Here is a 20,020-nt window from a genome sequence, read left to right as displayed (position 1 = left end):
TTACTCCTGAACTCGGATGAGAATGTTCATGTATTTGTCGACTTCAGCAGTCGTGTTCGGCGGAATCACGGTGGTTGAGTCAAACTGCTCGACAATCGCGGGACCGTCGAATGTTGCCCCGGCGGTCAGATCATCACGCTCGAAAATCATCGCGGTGTGGGCCTTGCCGTCAAACCAGACGTCGCGCGTATTGTCGGTTGTTGGTGTGTTTTTCTTGACCTCGTGGGATTGCAGCTCCGCCTTGGGCACCATGCCCGTTGCGGTCAGCCCCACCCGGAAAATCGACACCGGCGCATCATCACGACGGAAGTTGAATTCCCGCTGATGCTCGTTGTGGAAAGCATCAATCAGCGAGTCGATGTCCGTGACCTTGGAAGGGGCGGCAACTGCCAGAGCACGCCACTGACCCTGATACATCATCTCGACGGTGCGCTGCATGACAATGTCCTTGGGTGCCACGCCTTCATGCTTCAGTCGCTCTGCGGCCATGGCTTCCAGACGTTCAAAAGCAGCCTCCACATCCTCTGGCTTGGTGTCTGCCGCTGCGGCCATGAAGCTGTCGGAGAAATCGTGCTGGATGTCCACGAGCAAGCAGCCCAAAGCCGAAGTCACGCCCGGATTTGGCGGGATAATGACAGTCGGAATCGACAGTTCCCTGGCGATCGCCGCGCCGTGCAAGGCGCCCGCACCGCCGAAGGCCACAAGTGCGAAGTCGCGCGGGTCATAGCCCCGGCTGATGGACAGCAAACGCACGGCGTTGGCCATATTTGCGTTGGCAACCGCAACAATGGCTTCTGCGGCTTCGTGCAGTTCCATGCCGAACGGCTCTGCCACGGTCTCTCTGACCGAGGCTTCGGCCAGAGCGGGATCAAGGGTAATCTTGCCACCTGCCAGTGAGGTGCCAAGGCGGCCCAGAACAACATTCGCGTCCGTGTTCGTCGCGACCTCATTGCCGTTCTTGTAGCACGCCGGCCCCGGGAACGCGCCCGCAGACTGCGGACCGTTGCGCAGCGAACCGCCTTCGTCTTTCCATGCCAGCGACCCGCCACCTGCACCGATGGTCAGCACTTCGATGGACGGGAACCGGATCGGGTAGCCGTATTCGATGTACCAGTCTTTCGTGACCCGTGACTTGCCCTCGTAGACCAGCGAGACGTCGGTGCTTGTACCGCCCATGTCAAAGCCGATGGAGTTGTCAAACCCACAAAGGTTGCCAATGAAACGGCTGGCAATTGCCCCCGCCGCGATGCCTGACCCGGCAAGTCGGGCCGCGAAGTCCTTGACACTTGCAGGCGTCATCACGCCGCCGCCTGTGTGCAGCAGCAGCAGGTCACGCTCATATCCTCCGTCAGACAGCTTGCCCTCAAGCCGTTCCACATAATCGACGACCGAAGGCGAGACGACCGCATTTGCCATCGTGGTGGAAAACCGCTCGTGTTCAAAGATCTCCGGCAATACCTGCGAAGAGATGGAAACAGGCACATCCGGCATCACGCTGAGCAGAATGTCACGCATCCGCTCTTCATTCGCGCCGTTGGTGTAGGAGTTCATGAAGCAGACCGCGACCGAAGCGACTTTGCGCTTTTTCAGAATGTTCGCGATGCGCAGTGCTTCTTCCTCGTCCAGCTTTTCCAGCACGGTGCCATTCGCATCGACACATTCCCTTACGGTCAGTCGATCACGGCGCGGGATGTAGGGTTTGGCGACGTCCTTGTATGTGTCCCAAAGGTCCTCCTTGTTGGCGCGGCGTATCTCGACCACATCGCGAAAACCTTCGGTGCAAATCATTGCGGAGCGCGCCAGATTTCGTGTGATCAGCGCATTGGTGGCAACGGTTGTACCATGCGAGAACATCGACACCTCACTGAGGTCGATGCCGCCCTGATCAATCCCGTTGAGGATGGCGACCATTGGATCATCCGGGGTGGATGACGTCTTTTCGATGCGGATCGCACCTGTGGTTTCATCCATGATGCAAACGTCGGTAAACGTTCCGCCCACATCCACAGCTACTCTGGTATTTTTCATTCTTTCATCCTTCAAAAGACAACAAGGCATCACAATGGTGTCGGCGCAGGCCGACCCAATGAGAGGTTTCCGTTTGTTAAGGTTGGTTTACGGTGAAGCAGCCCCTTGGACCTGCTGCGCCGATCTGCGCGTTTCGGTTGGTGTGCAGCCAAATTGCGCACGATAGGCTTTGTTGAACTGGGATTGGTCCGAGAATCCCCAGCGGTGGGCAATCTCGGCAATCGTTATCGTCCCCTCGACGCAAAGATCCTCGCGCGCACGGATCAATCGCTTTTCACGAATGAAGCCGGAGATCGACTTGTCCGCATCCAGAAACAATTGCTGAAGATAGCGCAGCGAGACATTGCAGGCCTCGGCCACAAGGCTGGAAGAGAGGTTTTCATTGCTCAGATTGTTGCGAATGAACTGTTCGGCGCGGTGTAAGTGGGCCGCACGGATCGTGGATGTATTGCTGTCCAGCACGCGATCATCCTTGCGGATTGCAAGGCACAAAAGATCCAGAATGTGCTTGCCCGCGGCAGAACGCGCAGCCTCGTCAAGCAGGTCGACGTGTTCTGCCGTGGTCTTAACCACATCGAGGAAGTAACTTGCCACGCCTGCCGTGCCGTCAAAGCTCAGCGCAGCAAGACGGTCGGTGGGTCCGATGCGCGCCCGGACACTTTCCGAAGAGACTTTGAGCACCAACAACTCGTTGGTCTGCTCATGCCAGAATTCATACGGCAGATCGCCCCGTTCGACCAGAAACTCTCCCGGCGAACAATTCGCTTGTCGGGCGTTCTGATTGAAGCCGACATTGCCCAAACGGGGAATTGTGATGAGCAGGCTGCTGTCCACCTCGTCCAGAAAGTGCCGCTTGTGCCGCTTGTAGAGAATTCCGTCACAACGCATGTGCGACAATCCCACGATCCCGAGGTTCCATGTGTTCATGGCACCGGCAAAGGTTTCTCCCTCGGCCATCGTCGTCTCAAGAGGAAAGAACGTGTCCGACACAGCCTCTTGCCATTGCGTGGCCGTCAATCGCTTTACTGCACTTTCGTTCTTGGATCTCACTATATGTCCTCCCGACACACATCACCTGTCACGAAACAGGTTATATCACCGAAGTCGGGAGGCCCTTTGGTAAAAAACGCACAAATTCTTGTACGACCCAGCGCGGCAAGCCAACATAGAGGTGAATGCGCAGGCGCATGCAGAACGAAGCGACAAAAATCATTTTTTTTCATGCTTGTATCATGTGAGCGGTGTCGGCTGATCAAACAGGATACGCCACTTCCGATTGAAGAATTCGGCATAATCCACAGGCCATGAGGCGAAGTGACGGTATCAAAAAGCCTGAACAAGGGGGAATCACTTACCGAATCCTGCAGGGTTCGCCGAACTTCAGAAGTGACCTTAATGACCCAATGCCGTGGGAGGCCAATCGTGCCTGAGTTATCGAAAAATCGCTGCTTTTGAACTCCACTGATGCGCGGGTAGGTTGCTCTTGAACTGTGAGCGTTTCGCGCATTAAAACTCCTCCCAGCCAGTAACAGGTGCGGCACCACCACCCGATCCCGCGGCCACGGCTTTGTTGGTTCGGGGCTGCGGCGGTGTTTGTGTCTCGCGCGGGACAAACTCCGCGATGTTTTCCTTTTGCTTGCCAGACTGGGATTGCGTGGAGAAGCGCTGTACCTGGCCTGTCAAGTCCGTTGCAACTCTCGATAGGTTCTGAGATGCAGCTGTGGTTTCTTCGAACATCGCGGCATTTTCTTGTGTGACCTTGTCGAGTTGAGACATGGCAGTGTCGATCTCTGCGATGCCGGATGATTGCTCCTGTGAGGCGGCTGAAATCTGCGAAACGAACTCCGAGATATGTGTAATGGAAGCGATGATCTGCTCCAGCGCATTTCCCGTTTTTCCGACCAGATCGACGCCGACCTCCACGTTTTCGGTTGATGTCGCAATGAGTGCACCGATCTCGCTGGCCGCTTCTGACGAGCGTTGCGCAAGTGTACGGACTTCAGAGGCCACAACAGCGAAACCACGCCCCGCGTCACCTGCTCGAGCCGCCTCGACACCGGCGTTGAGGGCCAGCAGGTTTGTCTGGAAGGCGATGTCGTCGATGACCTTGACGATCGAAGAGATTTCCGTCGAACTCTTTTCAATTCGCCCCATCGCGTCAACCGCTTCGTTGACAATTTTTCCCGAGGCCTGCGCCTCGCTTTGTGCGCCACCTACAACTTCATTTGCGCTTTTGGCATTCTGAGCAGAACTGCTTACAGAAGCGTTGATTTCAGAAATGGCTGCCGCCGTTTCTTCAAGGGTTGCTGCCTGGCTTTCCGTGCGTTTGCTCAGTTCGGTAGCGGCACTTGCAACACTTGCCACTTCCGTGTTGATCTCAATCGCCCCGCCGACAACGGAGTCAATCGCTTCATCAAGACGTTCGATTGCCGTGTTGAAGTCCTGACGAATGCGATCATTCGACCCTGCAAACGCTTCCTTGATCCGCACTGTCAAATCGCCGTTGGCAAGCTCTGAAAGGGCGTCACTCAGAGATGCAATCATTGCATCCTGATCGCGCTGCAGGCGTTCACGTTCCGCTTCTGCTGCCTCTTTCTCACTCTTTTCCTTCGTTACATCAGCGGCAATCAGCACGGTGCGCTTGAGATCGCCGTTCGTGTAGGTCACGGGGCTGAGCCCACCCAGAAGGTGAGAGACCTTTCCATGACCCTCGATCCGGATCTCGCCGAACATGGCTTTGCTGGGATCGGCTGGATTTTCTTCGACAAATACGGTTTGCGAGAAATTGCAATCCAACGCTGATGACTGAGCGCCGAGCAGGTCGCGGAATTGTTCGTTTGCATCCACGAGGCGGCCATCCTTGTCGAATTCCGCGCGCGCCTGGTTTTCATTCAGCGAGTCAAGCACGGCGGCATTCAGGTGCTGTTGCGTCACATCTGCCCATTCGACGATGTAACCGATCCGTTCGCCATCTTCCGAGTCAATCCTGGAAATCTTCAACTCTAGTGTGATGTCGTCCATTTCCAAGTTCGCTTCGTGACCATTGGGCCCCAATGCCCCCAGCATGTTGCGCTGCATATCCGGCTTTTTATGGAATATATCAATTGATTGGCCCACGATATTGTCCGGGTCAAATCCGGAGATGCGGGATTCAATGACGCCCCGATGCAGCTTAAGCAGTTCCAGCACGGCGCGGGACGCATACACCACCTTGAAATCGGCGTCCGCGATCATGATTGCCGCGGAGCCTGCGTCAAGCGCAGTGCTTTTCATTGCGGCGTCCTTGCGGTTATTCTCTGATGCCTGAAGCGTGTTGCGGAACTCGCTCAGGGCTGCTGACACGGGTTGAATCTCGTTCCCAGCCTTGAACTGCGTGACATCACTTTCATAGTCACCATCGGCGATTTTCTGCGTAGATGATGCGATGTCTTTCATTGGCTGCGCCACGACCCGCCGCATCACAAAAGCGGAAACTACCAACATTGCGATCGTGAGCGAAAAGGCGATCATCAATGCGAGCCTGTTCTTTTCCTCGACAACTGCATAGAGGATTTCGGACTGCCAGTCCAAAGCAACGACGCCCTTCAACTGCTGATCCTCGCCCATAAAAATGGGACGTGCCACAACCAGCCGTTCGAGGTTGGTTGTGACCTCCCCCGCCGCGAGCGCCTGACGCGCGGCTTCCAACAAGGCCGCTGACGAGTTTCCATCCCGCATCTCTTCGATCAAGACCGTACCATCCGCGCCCAGCACGATTCCACCGGCAACACTTTCGCCCATGCCGGCGATGGTTTCCGACATGATATTGCCCACACCAAACAGGTTATTAAATTGGATCGCCGGGGCGAGGCGGTCGGCGATTTGAACCAATGTCTGGCCCCTGAATTTAATGATGGAGTCTCTTGCCAAATCATCCGCTGCCTGCAGCGAACGATAGGTCAGCGTGGCACCAACAATCGTACAGGCAAAGGCCACGAGAAGCATGCATTTGAAGTAGATGGAGTGGATGAAAGACCCTTTGGTCGATTTGGGCGCGTCAGTCGATGGGTTCATGGATCAATCCTTCGGGAATCACAGACAGATTCCTTTGTCCCATGCCGTTATTAAATTCTCCTAAATGGCATCTCGACTGGTGCATATTACCAATCAGATGCTCGGTTTTTCGATAAAATATCTCTTGGTATCAACAGGATGGGCGATGCCACCCGCCGCATATGGCATGCTTTGTGCCATTCGCTTGGTCCGTCCCGATTGCCCAGATGTGCGCGGCACTGCCGGCGCGCGCCCGCAATGCGCATTCAAGGTTCAGTTGAGCTTTGCGTCGATGAATCTGTCCTGCACATTTCGGATTGGTTCCTGCGTCGTGGGTGTGCAGGCGTATCGAAAACTGGCATGTCCAAACGTGCTTGATTTCAGGAGCAGGAAGCAGTCGCAGTCATCGACCTTGAAGTCGATACGTTCGCCGATGGAGATGATCTCCTGTTGATCCGCGAAGCTGATCAGCAGGCTGCCACCGGAAAGACGGCTGACCCCCAGCATCAATTTGGGCTCGGACAGCCAATAGGCTTTGTCGCTCTGTGTGACGTCGATGTCCTTTGCCACGACATATCCGTTGGTGAGCTGGTCGCGCAGCGCTTCCAAGGCCCTGTCTTTTTCGTCCAGCTCATTCTTTGCCTCGTGCAACAGGTGGGTGATCTGGTTATCTGGCTGCACCTGCGGCGGCACCGGCGTTTGCGCATGGGTCACTGCAGAAGCCTGCGAAATCACGAACAGGCTTGTGGCGAAAGCAACGGTTAAAGTGCAAAGCAGCAAAGCGCAGTTTACGATCAAACAGGGGTTGCCGCTATTCGAGCGCTCGGGGGTAATCATCGTGGACTCCATGACTGGTGACTAAAGTTCAACTGAGCCGGTAGCTAGCGTCACAGACACGGTCCTGCCCGCATGCGAAGGGGTGGGACGCGCACAAAAAAGGGGGGGCGTGTGACCGAAAGGATAGGTGGTGTTCGAAAGGCCGGGCGCTGGACAGTGTCGCCTATTCAAAGCCCGCGTTTCGCGCGATCATGGCGGCCTGTGTGCGGTTCTTTGCGTCGAGCTTCTTGCACAGGGTGCGCACATGCAATTTGATCGTGACTTCCTGCAGGTCCAAATCGCGGGCGATCTCCTTGTTGGATTTGCCGTTGCACAGGCCGCTCAACACCTGCTTTTCGCGCCTGCTCAGCTTTTTTGTGAACTCGGTTTCGCCTGTCTCGCCGCTTTCTCCAAGGAGGGATGCGGGCACATATGTTTCCCCCGCGATCATGAACCTTACCGCGTTGACCAGTGATTTTGCGCCCATCGACTTGGGCAGATATCCGATTGCGCCACGCGCCACGGCTTGTTGTGCAATGCGGTTCGGGGCCGTGCCGCTCAGGATCGCAAACGGCTGATTGGGGTGAGACTTGATCGCCTCGGACAACCCGTCCAACCCGTTCATTCCGGGCATGCCAAAGTCCAGCAGAACCAGATCAAAGGGGCCTTTGCTGCGCAGCGTTTTCATAGCCTCGCCATAGTCTTGGACAGCGATGACCGCTGCACGCCCTTCGGTTTCGAGGTAGGCCGAGATCGTGTCGCGGACCAACCCATGATCGTCTGCCAATAGAATACGCATTTCCACTACCTGCTTACTTCATCTTTCGCACCACATAGCACAACTGAAAAGGCCGGGCGCGCCCGTGCAACGTCTTTTTGCCGAGGTGTGACCTGTCACTATGCTTTTACGTCTTAAGGCATAGCATTCAGCAGAGTGTTAACGGACTTTTGTTTATTTTCACTGTACGAAAGTATAGCGGGCTGACCCCCTGCGTAACATGGGTGCAGCGCGGGTATGCCATATAAATGCCGCGCCATCTCATCCCTTAAAGGAGACACTTTCATGTTTGCCCCCCTTCGCTCTGCAGCGCTCGTTTTGTCACTGTCACTTGCCGCCCCCGTCTTGGCGGATGACATCGTTCTCACCGTTACCGGCGCGGTCTCGCAGCCAGAGGGCGGGGATGCATGGACCTTCGACATGGCGGAACTGAGGCAACTGCCTGCGTCCAGCATCGAAACAACCACAATCTGGACAACCGGCAGCCAGACCTTCGAAGGTGTTTCGCTGGCGGATCTGCTGGCGCATGTCGGCGCGACAGGCAGTACGATACGTGCGGTCGCGCTCAATGATTATGCGGTATCCATACCTGTCACAGACGCAGTCGCCGGTGGTCCGATTGTGGCCTATACGCAAAACGGCGCGGAAATGTCGATTCGCGACAAAGGTCCGCTTTGGGTCATATATCCGTTTGATGATAAGCAGATCTACAAATCTGAAGAGTATTACTCCCGCAGCATCTGGCAACTTGATCGTATTGAGATCATTAAAGAAGAGTAGATTGACGATGTCACAGCCAATCGAGTTACGCCGCCAGTGATGGGTCGGATTTCGATCATTTTGTTCGTGTGTTTGCTGGGCGTGGGTGTCACCTTTATCACCTACCTCGGGCGCACCGTGGTAAGCGATCTGGATGCCCTGTCCACAGCGCGCCATGATGACATCAACTGGAACATGTCGCAGCTTGAGATCGAAACGCTCAACCTCAACAGCGCGGCCCATAACGCGGTTCACGGCCATGACAGCGACCTTTCGGTGTTTCGCAAACGCTATGACATTTACTACAGTCGTGTCAGAACCTTGACGCAAAGCGCGTTTTACAACGTGATCAGCAAAGAACCTGACGCGCAGGTCGGTTTGGCGGCGATCGCCGGCTTCATGGATGAAGTCACACCGATCGTTGACGGTCCGGATGCGGGTCTGCGCGCCGCACTTCCTGATGTCCAGCGGCGGGTGGAGGACTTGCGCCCGCAGGTCAGGGACCTTTCGTTGGCGGGCATTCAGGTTTTCGCAAAAGAAGATGCCATGCGCCGCGCGGCACTCTCGCAGACACTTGTGAAACTGGCCGCTTCCATCTTTGGCCTGATTTTGTTTCTTTTGTTCGCGCTGGCGACACTGCTCAAGGTGCACCGTCGAAGGCAGCAAGCCGCTCACGAAAATCTGGTCATGCGGTCCCGCTTTGAAGTCACGCTAGCATCGTCGCTTGATGCGGTTCTGGTCGTTGATACGAACGGCAGGATCATGGATTTCAACGGTGCGGCGGAAACGGTGTTCGGCTATTCCCGCGCTGAGGCGTTGGGCGGTGACATGGCCGACATGATCGTGCCGCAACACATGCGCGAGATGCACCGCAAGGGAATGGCGCGTTTTCTTGAAACCGGTAAGCGAAAGATTGTCGGCGCAGGCCGTGTCCGGCTGGACGGTTTGCGGAAATCCGGTGAGGTTTTTCCGGTTGAACTGTCGATCTCGTTGTCCGAAGTGAACGGCGAGCGGGTTTTCGTGTCTTTTCTGCGCGACATTACGCGCGAACTGGAGACAGAGGCTCAGGTGCGCGCCGCCAGAGACAAGGCGCAGGAGGGCGAAAAGGCCAAGTCCGATCTTCTGACCGTCATGAGCCACGAGATGCGCACCCCGCTGAACGGCATTCTCGGGTCACTTGCCTTGCTTGATAAGGAAAGGTTTGACGACCGTCAAAAACGGCTTTTGAATTCGATCTCCGTGTCCGGTGAATTGCTTTTGTCACACGTTAACGATGTGCTTGACCTTTCCAGTCTGGAGAAAGACGCGCCGCGTCGAGAGAAGGTAAATTTCGACCTTGCCGGCCTGTTGCAGCAAGTCACAGAAAGCCTCATGGCCAATGCCGAGGCGCGGGGCAACCGGTTGTTGCTGACCCGTCTTTCGGACGATCTGAAAACTGTCACCGGGGCGAAACGCGCGCTGCAACAGTGTCTGGTGAATCTCCTCGGAAACGCCATCAAATTCACAGCCGACGGCCGCGTCTCGGTCGAGGCTGAGCGGTTGAACGGCGGCGACCTTGTGGAAATCCGCGTGTCAGACACCGGCGTTGGTATCGCACCGGAAAACATGGACCGCATCTTTGATGAGTTTGTGACAATCGACACAGCCTATGCCCGGCAGAATACGGGCACCGGATTGGGCCTGGCCATCACCAAGCGCCTCGTGGAGGGCATGGGCGGCACATTGGAGGCAGAGAGCCTGTTGGGCGAGGGCAGTTTGTTTACCTTGCGCGTTCCTCTGCCTGTGGCGCAGGTTGAGCCGCACTTGGGCACGCATGTCTCATCCAAAACAGCGGACAGCCAATCCTATGCGCATCGCGCCCTTGTGGTGGATGACAATGACATCAACCGGATGATCCTCCGTGAAATGCTGCTTGGGGCGGGGCTACGGGTGGAAGAAGCGGCCGATGGCTTTGAGGCGATAAAACATATTTCGCAAGAGCGCTTTGATATCGTCTTTCTGGACATCAGCATGCCGGGGATCGACGGGATCGAAACCCTGCATCGCATACGCCAGTTGCCGGTGGACTGGCGCAATCTGCCAGCCATTGCGGTTACGGCCCATGCCGCCCCCAAAGATCACAATGCGATCATGCAGGCGTCGTTTCTTGATCTCTTGGTCAAGCCCGTTCACCCGCGGGAGATCGAGGCCAAGCTGGCGTCCGTTTTGGCGCAGGACACCGGGACAACGTCAGTTTCGCGCCTCGAAACCGCCGGGGCCAACTTCAGGGCGCAATTTGGTGAGGCGGAGTATCGCAAGGCTCTGACAACTTTCGAAACCGAGTTGAATGAACTGCACCACGAGCTTGCCGGCCTCGCCGCCTTGACAGATGAAGCCCGGAGTAAGGCGCATAAACTGAGCGGATCAGCCGCGATTCTGGGGCAAAGTGCGACACACGCGCGTCTGCAAACCATCGAGCATTGCGAGACAGAGGCTTGGGATGAGCTGAAAGAGCATCTTTTTGAGACCTCTGGCAAAGCCTGACCTAAAAGGGTTCGCTTTTTCAGCCTGTTATGATCAAACAACGACTCCTTGCGCGCCGCAGGGCAAATGCGTGAACGTCATAGTCGACATTCCTGCTCAAACGGCCGCCGCCTGCGTCAGCAAGCGCGTCGGTAAGAAATGTGTTGCCTTAAGCGTTGTGATTGAGTGTTCGGATTAGTGCTCATGTATGATTTCCTGTGATCGCCAACCATGGTGCTGACGCGGATCTGCTGTGTGTAGATCCCAGAAAATTTTTTTCTTGCAGCCGTGCGACGGTGCAAGATCGCGGATCTGGTCTGGACGCGCGGTGCAATGCTCTCTGACGGTAGGATCGTGTTTCCGGATGTGGACACAACGGCGCATGCGTGGCTGCGCATACCCACAAAAACCCGATGCAGCAATGTTACAACATTACTGGGCGTGGCAAATCAGTGACAAACGCAGGGAACCGTGAATTTCTGCAAAATCGGAGGCTTCCATGAGCCGGTGGACGCTTCATTTGCGGGCACTTTGGCGATCCCGGCCTTGCGGGTGCCAGCAATTTCAAACCCAACGCTTTCATGCGCATGACTTGTGTCGACCAGACAAAGGGCGTGGCGACCAACTGTGAATTTGGGTCAGGCACGATCGGCGATGTCAAAATCCTGATACGGGGCAACGACGTTACCTGCAGCCTGCGGATCAAAGCAACATCGCCATGGTATGTAAAAACCGCGCGTGTCGCATCGCTCGCACGCGGAGCAGATCTGATGGCGCTTGAACCGCTGCTGCATCGCAAGACTGCGCAGATATCAGGCGGGCAGCAACAGCCTGTTACCTGAGCGCGGCTTTGTCGATGCCGGAAACGGTGGTGTTGATCAATGCCGGACGGGGCGAACAGATCGGCGCTGCCACGGCGTTAAACGTCGCGCCCGCGCGCGTCATTGCCGCCGGGTTCATCGCACCACTGCCGATGGACCTGCTGCCCGCATCTGACGTAGCAATCAACGGCGATAGCGGGAGGGGACTGGATGTGGCGGGTGTTTTGACCGGTGTGCGGCGACAAGCCATGACCGCGCCGCAACCCTTTTGTTTTCTAAAACGACGGGCCATTGCATTGTGTCTGACCTATTAAGAAACGGTACACCATGCGCCGTTAACACCTGCAGGAGCAGAGCGAAGATTGATCGTTAAAACCACGACAGTGATCCCAATTGGCGTCACCGCTTGAATGGGGCCACGGCCCCGAGGTCCGTTTTCCGGTTGGGGTGAATACTCTGGCTTTGTCCATGTTTCAGGCATTGAGCGACGGCTGGCCTGCGGCGAACCCGCTGCGCAGCGTCACAACCTTCTACGCCAGCCCCTATGAGGGAAAGGCGACCAAGGCCCTGACGGCTGCAAATGCCGATGACCCGCAGCAAATGGCGGCTTTGTTGTCGACCGATCTGTGCACGCTGGTCGGGGAAGGCGTCATTCTCCCGAACGTGCTATGCGGGGCGATGCTTGAAGCGATCCAAAGGCAAGGGGCTGGGTGAGGCAAAAAACAACAAACCAACATAATGAATATGGAGTGAGAAACGTAATGTTGCCTAAGTGGGCGTTTGTCACAAAAAATTCACAAATATACTTGCCGTAAATGTTGTTTTGTTGGTTTCTTTGTTCTAGCGTCGTCAGGGAGCCAGCTTGGGGAGGCGGGATGTCATCGAAGAAGCGCAAACGGCGGGCGGCGATTTCGGAGCTTGTGCTTGAGCGGGGCGCGGTTGCCGTCGGGTCTCTGGCTGAGCGGTTTGACGTTTCCATGCAAACGATCCGCCGCGATGTGGATGCGCTGTGCGAAGGGGAAATGCTGCACCGGCGACATGGCCGCATTGAGCTGAGCCGCGAGTTCCTGAACACACCGTTTGATCAGCGCACAGCGACAAACAACCCCGGCAAGCAGGTGATTGGCGAGGCCGCGGCGGATCTGATCCCGGACGATTCAACCCTCTTTATTTCCATCGGCTCGACCCCCTTGCGCGTGGCAAAATCGCTGCGCCGGCGCAAAGGGCTGACAGTCATCACCAATAACCTCAGCGCTGCCATGGCGCTAAGCGAGGAAGTCTCAAACCGTATCCTGATACCGGGCGGGGAAATGCGCCTGCCTGATCGGGATATTCTGGGCAATGAGGTGCTGGATTTCTTCGCACGCTTCAGGGCGGAATATGCGGTCTTCGGCGTGGCCGGTATTGCGGAGGATGGCGGGCTGCTCGACTTTTTCCCGACCGAAGTACGCGCGCGTCAAGTCATCCGGGAAAACGCGCAACAGGCCTTGCTGGTCGTCGATTGGCTGAAATTCGGGCGGCAAGCGCCGGCCTTGGGGGACAATATTGCAGACATGGATCAGATCATCACGGATCGTCGGCCAGGCGATGCATTTGAGCCGTTGCTGACCCGGATCAACGACAAGCTGATTGTGGCAGGAGGGGATGAGGCATGACGACATCACCGTTTGTGAAACTCGATGGCGTGGCAAAACGCTGGAATGGTCAGCTTGGGGTGGAAGCGATCAGCCTTGATATCGCGCAGGGCAGCTTTACTGCGCTGCTCGGCCCGTCGGGGTGTGGCAAGTCGACGACGCTGCGCTTGCTGGCCGGGCTGGAACTGCCTGATGAGGGCAAGATATGGATTGACGGCCGGGATGTCACGACCAGTGCTGCGTCTGACCGGAACCTGTCGATGGTCTTTCAGTCTTACGCGCTGTTTCCGCATCTGTCGGTTGCCGAGAATGTGGTCTTCGGTCTGAAGGTGCGGCGCGTGCCCAAGAAGGAGCGGCAGGAGAAACTGCACCGCGCGCTGGAAATCACCGGGCTGCTTGGGCTTGAGGGCCGCAGACCGGGCGAATTATCCGGCGGCCAGCGCCAGCGCGTCGCCTTGGCGCGCGCGATTGTGGCGGGGCAACGGCTGTGTCTGATGGATGAACCTCTGTCGAACCTTGATGCAAAGCTGCGCAACGCGGTGCGCAAGGACATCAAGAAACTGCAGCGTGATCTGGGCATCACGGTTGTATACGTCACCCACGATCAGACCGAAGCCATGAGCATGGCCGACACCGTCGTCCTGATGAAGGATGGCCATATCCAGCAGGTCGGCGCGCCCGAAGACCTCTATAGCAGACCAAAGAACACCTTTGTCGCGGAATTTGTCGGCGCGCCCCCCATGGCCTTGATCGCGTCGCATGTTTTCAGCGGTTTTGGCACGGATAAGACCATTGGGATCAGGGCGGAAAACATCCAGATCGTGCCAAAAGGGCAAGGCCGGATGCAATGCAGGGTCAGTGAAAGCGAGTTTCTGGGGGCAGAGACCCTGATCGGTCTGGATCATGCAGATGCCTCGGGTTTGTGCGTGCTGAAGCCTGGACTCTCGATGATGGCGGAGGGCCGCGAAATCGACATCACGTTTGACGACGAAAACCTGCACGTTTTTGACGCGGCAGGCCATCGGCTGGCGGGGTAACACCTGCTGGGCGGCGAAATTCACCAGTAAAATCAAGGGAGAGAACAATGAGACACTTTTCGACAACAGGGCTGGGATTGGCCACGGCCATGGCGGCGGGGCTTGCCGTGCCAGCAACGGCAGAGACTGAATTGACGATGTATTACCCGATAGCGGTCGGCGGAGCGTTGACCGAAGTGGTGGACGGCATTGTTGCGGATTTCGAGGCCGCAAACCCGGACATCAAGGTCAACGCGATCTATTCGGGTAATTATGATGACACGCGTGTGCGCGCCTTGTCCGCCCTTGCATCCGGCGAGCCTGCGCAGCTTGCGGTGATGTTTTCCATCGACGCCTATGACCTGATCGAGCAGGAACTCATCATCCCGTTCGAAGAGGTCGCCACAACCGAGGCGGATCAGGTATGGCTGAACAGCTTTTACCCGGCACTGATGGCCAATGGCAAAATCGAAGGGCAGACATGGGGCATCCCGTTCCAGCGATCCACCATCGTGGCCTATTACAACAAGGATATGTTCCGTGCTGCGGGACTTGATCCCGAAGCACCTCCCGCCACCTGGGATGAGATGATCGAGATGGGCAAGGCCCTGACGAATGATAACACCTACGGGCTGATGATCCCGTCCACTGGCTATCCCTATTGGATGTTTCAGGCGCTGGCGATACAGAACGGCAAAGAGGTGATGTCGGGCGATGGTCTGACCACCTATTTCGATGATCCGACCGTTGTGGAAACGCTGGAGTTCTGGAAGTCACTCTCCACCGAGCATGGCATCATGCCGACGGGCACTGTCGAATGGGGCACATTGCGTCAGGCCTTCCTTGAGGGGCAAACGGCCATGATGTGGCATTCGACCGGCAACCTGACGGCGGTAAAGAATGGCGCGAGCTTTGATTTTGGTGTGGCCGAATTGCCTGCGAATGTGCGCAAGGGGTCGCCCACGGGGGGCGGCAATTTCTACCTGTTCAAGGACACAACGGACGAAGAGCGTGCGGCGGCCCTGAAGCTGATACAGTTCATGACCGCGCCCGAGCAGGCGGCAGCATGGTCCATCGGGACAGGCTACATGGGTGTGTCACCTGCCGCCTATGAGACCGAAGCGCTCAAGACCTATACGGAAGAATTCCCGCCTGCACTGGTTGCGCGCAACCAGCTGGAAAACGCCGTGGCCGAGTTCTCGACCTTCGAGACGGCCCGCGTGCGCGATGGTCTGAACAACGCGATCCAGTCTGCATTGACCGGCGCGAAGGAACCGGCCGATGCACTGGCCGAGGCGCAAGCCGCCGCCGAGCGTTTGCTGCGCGACTACCAATAACAACTCCGGTCGGGCCGGTGCATGAAACGCATCGGCCCGAGCTGTCCCAAGGCGGAGCGGCACGATGTCAGAACATGCCACCCTCGAACGTCGCAGGCAGGCCATTTACGGCTGGCTGTTGTTGTCTCCGGCACTCGTGCTGCTCTCTGCCTTTGCCTTTTATCCAAGCATTGCAACTCTTTGGACGAGCCTGTTTTCACGCGGCACACGCCGCAAACCCGTCGAATATGTGGGTCTTGAAAACTACACTGACCTTTTTGCCGATCCGACCTTCTGGCTCGTGGTCAAGAACAACCTGATCTACGCCGGGGTCACGATCCCGGTGTCGATGGGCATTGCGCTGGCCATGGCGCTGTGGGCAAACGGAAAAATCCGCGCGCGCGGTTTTGTGCGCACCGCCTATTTTACGCCGACCGTCCTGCCGATGATTGCAGCCGCAAACCTGTGGCTGTTCTTCTACACCCCTGGCCTTGGCGTGCTGGATCAGATCGGCAGCCTGTTTGGTCTGCCGTCGGTGAACTGGCTGGGGCAACCGGAAACCGCCCTGTGGGCGATCATCATCGTGACGATCTGGAAAGAGGCGGGGTTTTTCATGATCTTCTACCTCGCCGCCTTGCAAACAATCCCCGAGGATCTGAAGGAGGCCGCCGACATTGAGGGTGCGAGCCGCTGGACCTATACGCGGCGTATCGTGTTGCCGCTCCTGATGCCCACGACAGTGTTCATTGCGGTCAATGCGCTGATCAATTCGGTCAAGCTGATCGACCATTTGTTCATTCTCACCAAGGGCGGGCCGTCGGACGCCTCCAAACTGCTGCTCTATTACATTTGGGAAATGGCCTTTGCCTTCTTTGATGCGCCAAGTGCGGCTGCCATGACCATCATGGTCATCGTGGTGCTGGCCATCGTGGCGGCGATCAAGTTCAGCTACCTCGATAAAAGGACGCATTACCAATGAAGAGCCTGAGCAACTTCATGGACAGTTTCGGGGCGATCCTGCTGGCTGTCATCTGGGTGGCGCCCTTGCTCTTTGCCTTCTGGGCGGCCACGCATTCCACGTCTGACGCGGTCAACCTGAACCTCTTTTCCCCCTGGACGCTGGAAAATTTTCGCGTGGCATGGGCCGGGGCGCCGTGGTTGAAGTATTTCCTCAACACCTTCCTGCTGGTGACCGTGATCCTGATCGGGCAGTTTTTCCTGACCACATTGGCCGGATTTGCCTTTGCGCAGTTGCAGTTTCCGGGCAAGGATTTCGTCTTCATTCTGGTGCTGATGCAGCTCTTTATCCTGCCCGAAGTCCTGATCGTGGAAAACTATGCGATGGTGTCGCGCCTTGGGCTGTTTGACACCATTCTGGGCGTGGGCATGCCCTATATGGCCAGCGCGTTCGGCATTTTTCTGATGCGGCAGGCGTTCAAAGGGGTCCCGATTGAGCTGCACGAGGCCGCGCGCATCGAGGGCTGTGGCCTGCTGGGTATCTTGTGGCGGGTCTATGTGCCTTTGGCAAAACCGACCTATCTGGCCTATGCGCTGGTTTCTGTCTCCACCCATTGGAACAACTTCCTGTGGCCGCTGATCGTCACCAATTCGCCCGATACGCGGCCCCTGACCGTGGGCCTGTCGATCTTTGGCGCGCCGGAAAACGGCGTTGATATCAGCATCATTTCTGCTGCCACCCTCATGTCGGTAGCCCCCTTGCTGATCGCCTTCCTGATATTCCAGCGCCAGTTCGTTCAGGCATTTTTGCGCGCGGGGATCAAATGACGACGATCCTGCACATCACGGATACCCATATCGTGCCGGAGGGCGCGCTTGTGTCGGGGCGGCTGGATACTGCGGATGCGTTGGAACGATTGGTGGCGCGGATCAACAGCATCCGCGATCAGATCGGCGCGGTGGATGCGGTGCTTGTCAGTGGTGATCTGAGCGACGATGGCAGTGCCGAAAGCTATAAGCGGTTCAAAAGGCTGGTGGCCCCGCTGGGTTTGCCCATCCATGTGATCCCCGGCAACCACGACGGGCGCGCGACTTTGCGTGCCGCCTTTGCCGAGCAGTTTGCGCCGACCGGTCCGCTCAACTGGGTCCGGTCCATTGGCGATCTCCACCTGATTGGGCTTGATACATTGGTAGAGGGGCAGGGCGGGGGCAGGCTTGCGCCTGAGAGCCTGTCGTTTCTGTCAGACGCCCTGTCGCAGGCAGAGGGCGCGCCGGTCTTGCTGGCGCTGCACCATCAGCCCTTTCTCTGCGGCATCGGCTTTATGGACGCCATCGGGCTCAGCAACAAAAACGCGCTAAGCGAGATCGTGGCGGGCTATCAAGGGCCGCTGCGCTTGCTGTGCGGTCACATCCACAGCACGATGATCAGCGATGTGGGCGGGCATATCGCGATCTCCTGTCCCTCCCCCTGCAGTAGCTTTGCCTTTGACTGTCGCCCTGACGCCCCGCGGGGGTATATGCACCAAGAAGACGGCTGCCTCTTGCATCGCTGGGACGGTGGCTTTCAAACGATCCGTATCGGGCCCGTCGCTGGCGCAGGCCCCTTCCCTTTTGATGACACCCCCTGAACGAAAGTCCGCCCGGTGAACGACCCTCACATCCTCCAAGTCCTCGTGCAGATCGCAGGCGCTGCGGCGCTGTTGATCTGGGCCGTGCGTTTGGTGCGCACCGGGGTCGAGCGGGGGTTTGCCGCGCCTATGCGCATCTGGCTGCGCCATTCCGCGAAAAACCGCTTGCTTGCGGCGGGCACCGGCATGGGCGCGGCTGTGCTCTTGCAAAGCTCCACTGCGGTGGCTGTTCTGGTGTCCAATTTCGTGTCCAAAAGTGGGCTTGCCACCGCGACCGGGCTTGCGATCCTGCTGGGGGCGGATGTGGGGTCGGCCATCGTTACGCAGCTTTTGATGGTGCGTCAGCCCATCCTGATCCCACTGTTGCTGCTGTTGGGCGTCGTGGTGTTTCTGCGTGGTGAAGGCAGCAGCACGCGCCAGATTGGTCGCATCATGATCGGGCTTGCGCTGATCTTTGTGTCACTGGACATGATCCGCGCCGCAACCGAGCCACTGATATCCAATCCCGGCACGCAGGTCGTGATGGCCTATCTGGGCCGTGATCTATTAACCGCCTTCGCGATTGGCGCGGTGTTTGCCTGGAGCGTACATTCCAGCGTTGCGGCGGTTTTGTTGTTCGTCACGCTTGCGGGGCAGTCCATCCTGCCGGTGCTTGCCGCCGCGGCCATGATCCTGGGTGCCAATCTGGGCGGTGGCCTGATCGCCTTCCTGTTGACCTATACGGCCCCGGTTGCCGCGCGGCGGATGGTCATGGCCAATCTGATCCTGCGTGGTGGCGGGGCGGCCCTTGCCTTGCTGCTTGTTTCTGCCCTGCCGGAACTCTTGCGCTACCTTGGCGCAACCCCGGTGCGCCAGACGATTAACCTTCATCTGGCCTTCAATCTGATACTGGCAATCGCAGCCTTGCCGTTTGTGGGCCTGATCACGGCTGCGCTGTCGCGTGTCATGACCGAGAAACCCGTCGCCAACGCTGCATTGAATGTGACAAGCGCGCTTGATCCGGCCTTGCTGGATCGCCCCCAGCGGGCCCTTGATTGCACAGCGCGCGAGTTGCTGGGCATGGGACAAAAGATCGAACAGATGCTGGTCGCGGTCGAACCGCTTTATGACGCGTGGAACAGCGCGACGGCAAAGGGGATTGTCGATCAAGAAAAAGCGACCAAGCAAATGCATCTGGAAATCAAACTCTATCTCGCCCGCCTTGGTCAGACCGGTCTGGATGAAGATCTGAGCCGCCGGTCGATGGAACTTGCGTCCATCTCATCCAGCTTGGATTCCGCATCCGATGCGATTGCGCGGATCATGGTGGATCTGGCCCGGCGTCTGGACAGGCAAAAGCTACAATTCTCACAGCAAGGACGCGAGGAAATCCGCGATTTTGCCGACCGGGTTCAAAGCAACGTGCAACTGGCGCTGAATGTCATGATGAACCAGAATCCTGCCGAGGCACGCGAACTGGTGGCGGCAAAGGAAAAGGTACGCAAAGTGGAACAGAAACTGCAGCGCAGCCATATCGGGCGCCTGCGTGAAGGGCTCGCTGAAAGCATCGAGACGAGCAATATTCATCAGGAAACGCTCAGAGCATTGAAACAGGTAAACACGGCGTTTTCGATGGTCGGCCACCCGATCCTGCTCAAATCCGGCGACCTCCTGAAGAGCCGTCTTGCATGATCATCATGTTTCTCAAAATCCGCTAAGGCCCAAGGCCACGGTGCCTGCCAGATTTTTCATGT

Annotated in this window: 16 protein-coding genes; 11 read left to right on the top strand and 5 right to left on the bottom strand. The window is 57.3% G+C overall.

Annotated elements, in window-relative coordinates:
• From RD1_RS16485 to RD1_RS16465, 5 genes are all read right to left on the bottom strand, one after another.
• Complete coding sequence (locus RD1_RS16485; protein ID WP_011569676.1) at positions 1-2,028, bottom strand: hydantoinase/oxoprolinase family protein; 2,028 nt, start codon at positions 2,026-2,028, stop codon at positions 1-3.
• An 87-nt stretch (positions 2,029-2,115) separates the two neighbouring features.
• Positions 2,116-3,078 carry a helix-turn-helix domain-containing protein gene (locus tag RD1_RS16480; protein WP_011569675.1) on the bottom strand — a complete coding sequence of 321 codons (963 nt, stop codon included), beginning with the start codon at positions 3,076-3,078 and terminating at the stop codon, positions 2,116-2,118.
• Positions 3,079-3,534: 456 nt separating this feature from the next.
• Entirely contained in the window at positions 3,535-6,003 is a 2,469-nt protein-coding gene (locus RD1_RS20485) for a methyl-accepting chemotaxis protein (RefSeq protein WP_171960004.1), read from the bottom strand.
• A gap of 330 nt (positions 6,004-6,333) precedes the next feature.
• Positions 6,334-6,774: a hypothetical protein gene (locus RD1_RS16470; RefSeq protein ID WP_245897306.1), complete on the bottom strand. Its 441-nt coding sequence runs from the start codon at positions 6,772-6,774 to the stop codon at positions 6,334-6,336.
• A 286-nt stretch (positions 6,775-7,060) separates the two neighbouring features.
• Entirely contained in the window at positions 7,061-7,675 is a 615-nt protein-coding gene (locus tag RD1_RS16465; protein WP_011569672.1) for a response regulator transcription factor, read from the bottom strand.
• Positions 7,676-7,939: 264 nt separating this feature from the next.
• Here RD1_RS16465 and RD1_RS16460 point away from each other — a divergent pair, with 264 nt between their 5' ends.
• From RD1_RS16460 to RD1_RS16405, 11 genes are all read left to right on the top strand, one after another.
• Positions 7,940-8,434: a molybdopterin-dependent oxidoreductase gene (locus RD1_RS16460; protein ID WP_011569671.1), complete on the top strand. Its 495-nt coding sequence runs from the start codon at positions 7,940-7,942 to the stop codon at positions 8,432-8,434.
• A 39-nt stretch (positions 8,435-8,473) separates the two neighbouring features.
• A complete protein-coding gene (locus tag RD1_RS16455) occupies positions 8,474-10,936 on the top strand; it encodes an ATP-binding protein (protein WP_044033221.1) in 2,463 nt (820 codons plus the stop codon).
• Positions 10,937-11,771: 835 nt separating this feature from the next.
• The gene (locus RD1_RS16445) at positions 11,772-12,050 is read left to right on the top strand and encodes a hypothetical protein (protein ID WP_011569668.1); all 279 of its coding nucleotides are present in this window, start codon (positions 11,772-11,774) and stop codon (positions 12,048-12,050) included.
• A gap of 79 nt (positions 12,051-12,129) precedes the next feature.
• The gene (locus tag RD1_RS16440; RefSeq protein ID WP_011569667.1) at positions 12,130-12,450 is read left to right on the top strand and encodes a hypothetical protein; all 321 of its coding nucleotides are present in this window, start codon (positions 12,130-12,132) and stop codon (positions 12,448-12,450) included.
• Positions 12,451-12,611: 161 nt separating this feature from the next.
• Positions 12,612-13,391, top strand: coding sequence for a DeoR/GlpR family DNA-binding transcription regulator (locus RD1_RS16435; RefSeq protein ID WP_011569666.1), 780 nt, complete (start codon positions 12,612-12,614; stop codon positions 13,389-13,391).
• Positions 13,388-14,407 carry an ABC transporter ATP-binding protein gene (locus RD1_RS16430; RefSeq protein ID WP_011569665.1) on the top strand — a complete coding sequence of 340 codons (1,020 nt, stop codon included), beginning with the start codon at positions 13,388-13,390 and terminating at the stop codon, positions 14,405-14,407. The genes RD1_RS16435 and RD1_RS16430 overlap by 4 nt, the downstream gene beginning before the upstream one ends.
• A 47-nt stretch (positions 14,408-14,454) precedes the next feature.
• Positions 14,455-15,723 (top strand): ABC transporter substrate-binding protein, encoded by a 1,269-nt coding sequence (locus RD1_RS16425; protein ID WP_011569664.1) that lies wholly within the window; start codon positions 14,455-14,457, stop codon positions 15,721-15,723.
• Positions 15,724-15,787: 64 nt separating this feature from the next.
• Positions 15,788-16,681: a carbohydrate ABC transporter permease gene (locus RD1_RS16420; protein ID WP_011569663.1), complete on the top strand. Its 894-nt coding sequence runs from the start codon at positions 15,788-15,790 to the stop codon at positions 16,679-16,681.
• Positions 16,678-17,487, top strand: coding sequence for a carbohydrate ABC transporter permease (locus RD1_RS16415; protein ID WP_011569662.1), 810 nt, complete (start codon positions 16,678-16,680; stop codon positions 17,485-17,487). Before RD1_RS16420 ends, RD1_RS16415 begins: the two co-directional genes overlap by 4 nt.
• Positions 17,484-18,287: a phosphodiesterase gene (locus RD1_RS16410; RefSeq protein WP_011569661.1), complete on the top strand. Its 804-nt coding sequence runs from the start codon at positions 17,484-17,486 to the stop codon at positions 18,285-18,287. The genes RD1_RS16415 and RD1_RS16410 overlap by 4 nt, the downstream gene beginning before the upstream one ends.
• Before the next feature lie 15 nt (positions 18,288-18,302).
• Positions 18,303-19,958 carry a Na/Pi cotransporter family protein gene (locus RD1_RS16405; RefSeq protein ID WP_011569660.1) on the top strand — a complete coding sequence of 552 codons (1,656 nt, stop codon included), beginning with the start codon at positions 18,303-18,305 and terminating at the stop codon, positions 19,956-19,958.
• Positions 19,959-20,020 lie beyond the last annotated feature (62 nt).

The sequence above is a fragment of the Roseobacter denitrificans OCh 114 genome, from assembly GCF_000014045.1.
GTDB lineage: Bacteria > Pseudomonadota > Alphaproteobacteria > Rhodobacterales > Rhodobacteraceae > Roseobacter > Roseobacter denitrificans.
The sequence above is the reverse complement of the archived record's forward strand: the minus strand, read 5'-3'. Positions and strand labels throughout refer to the sequence as shown.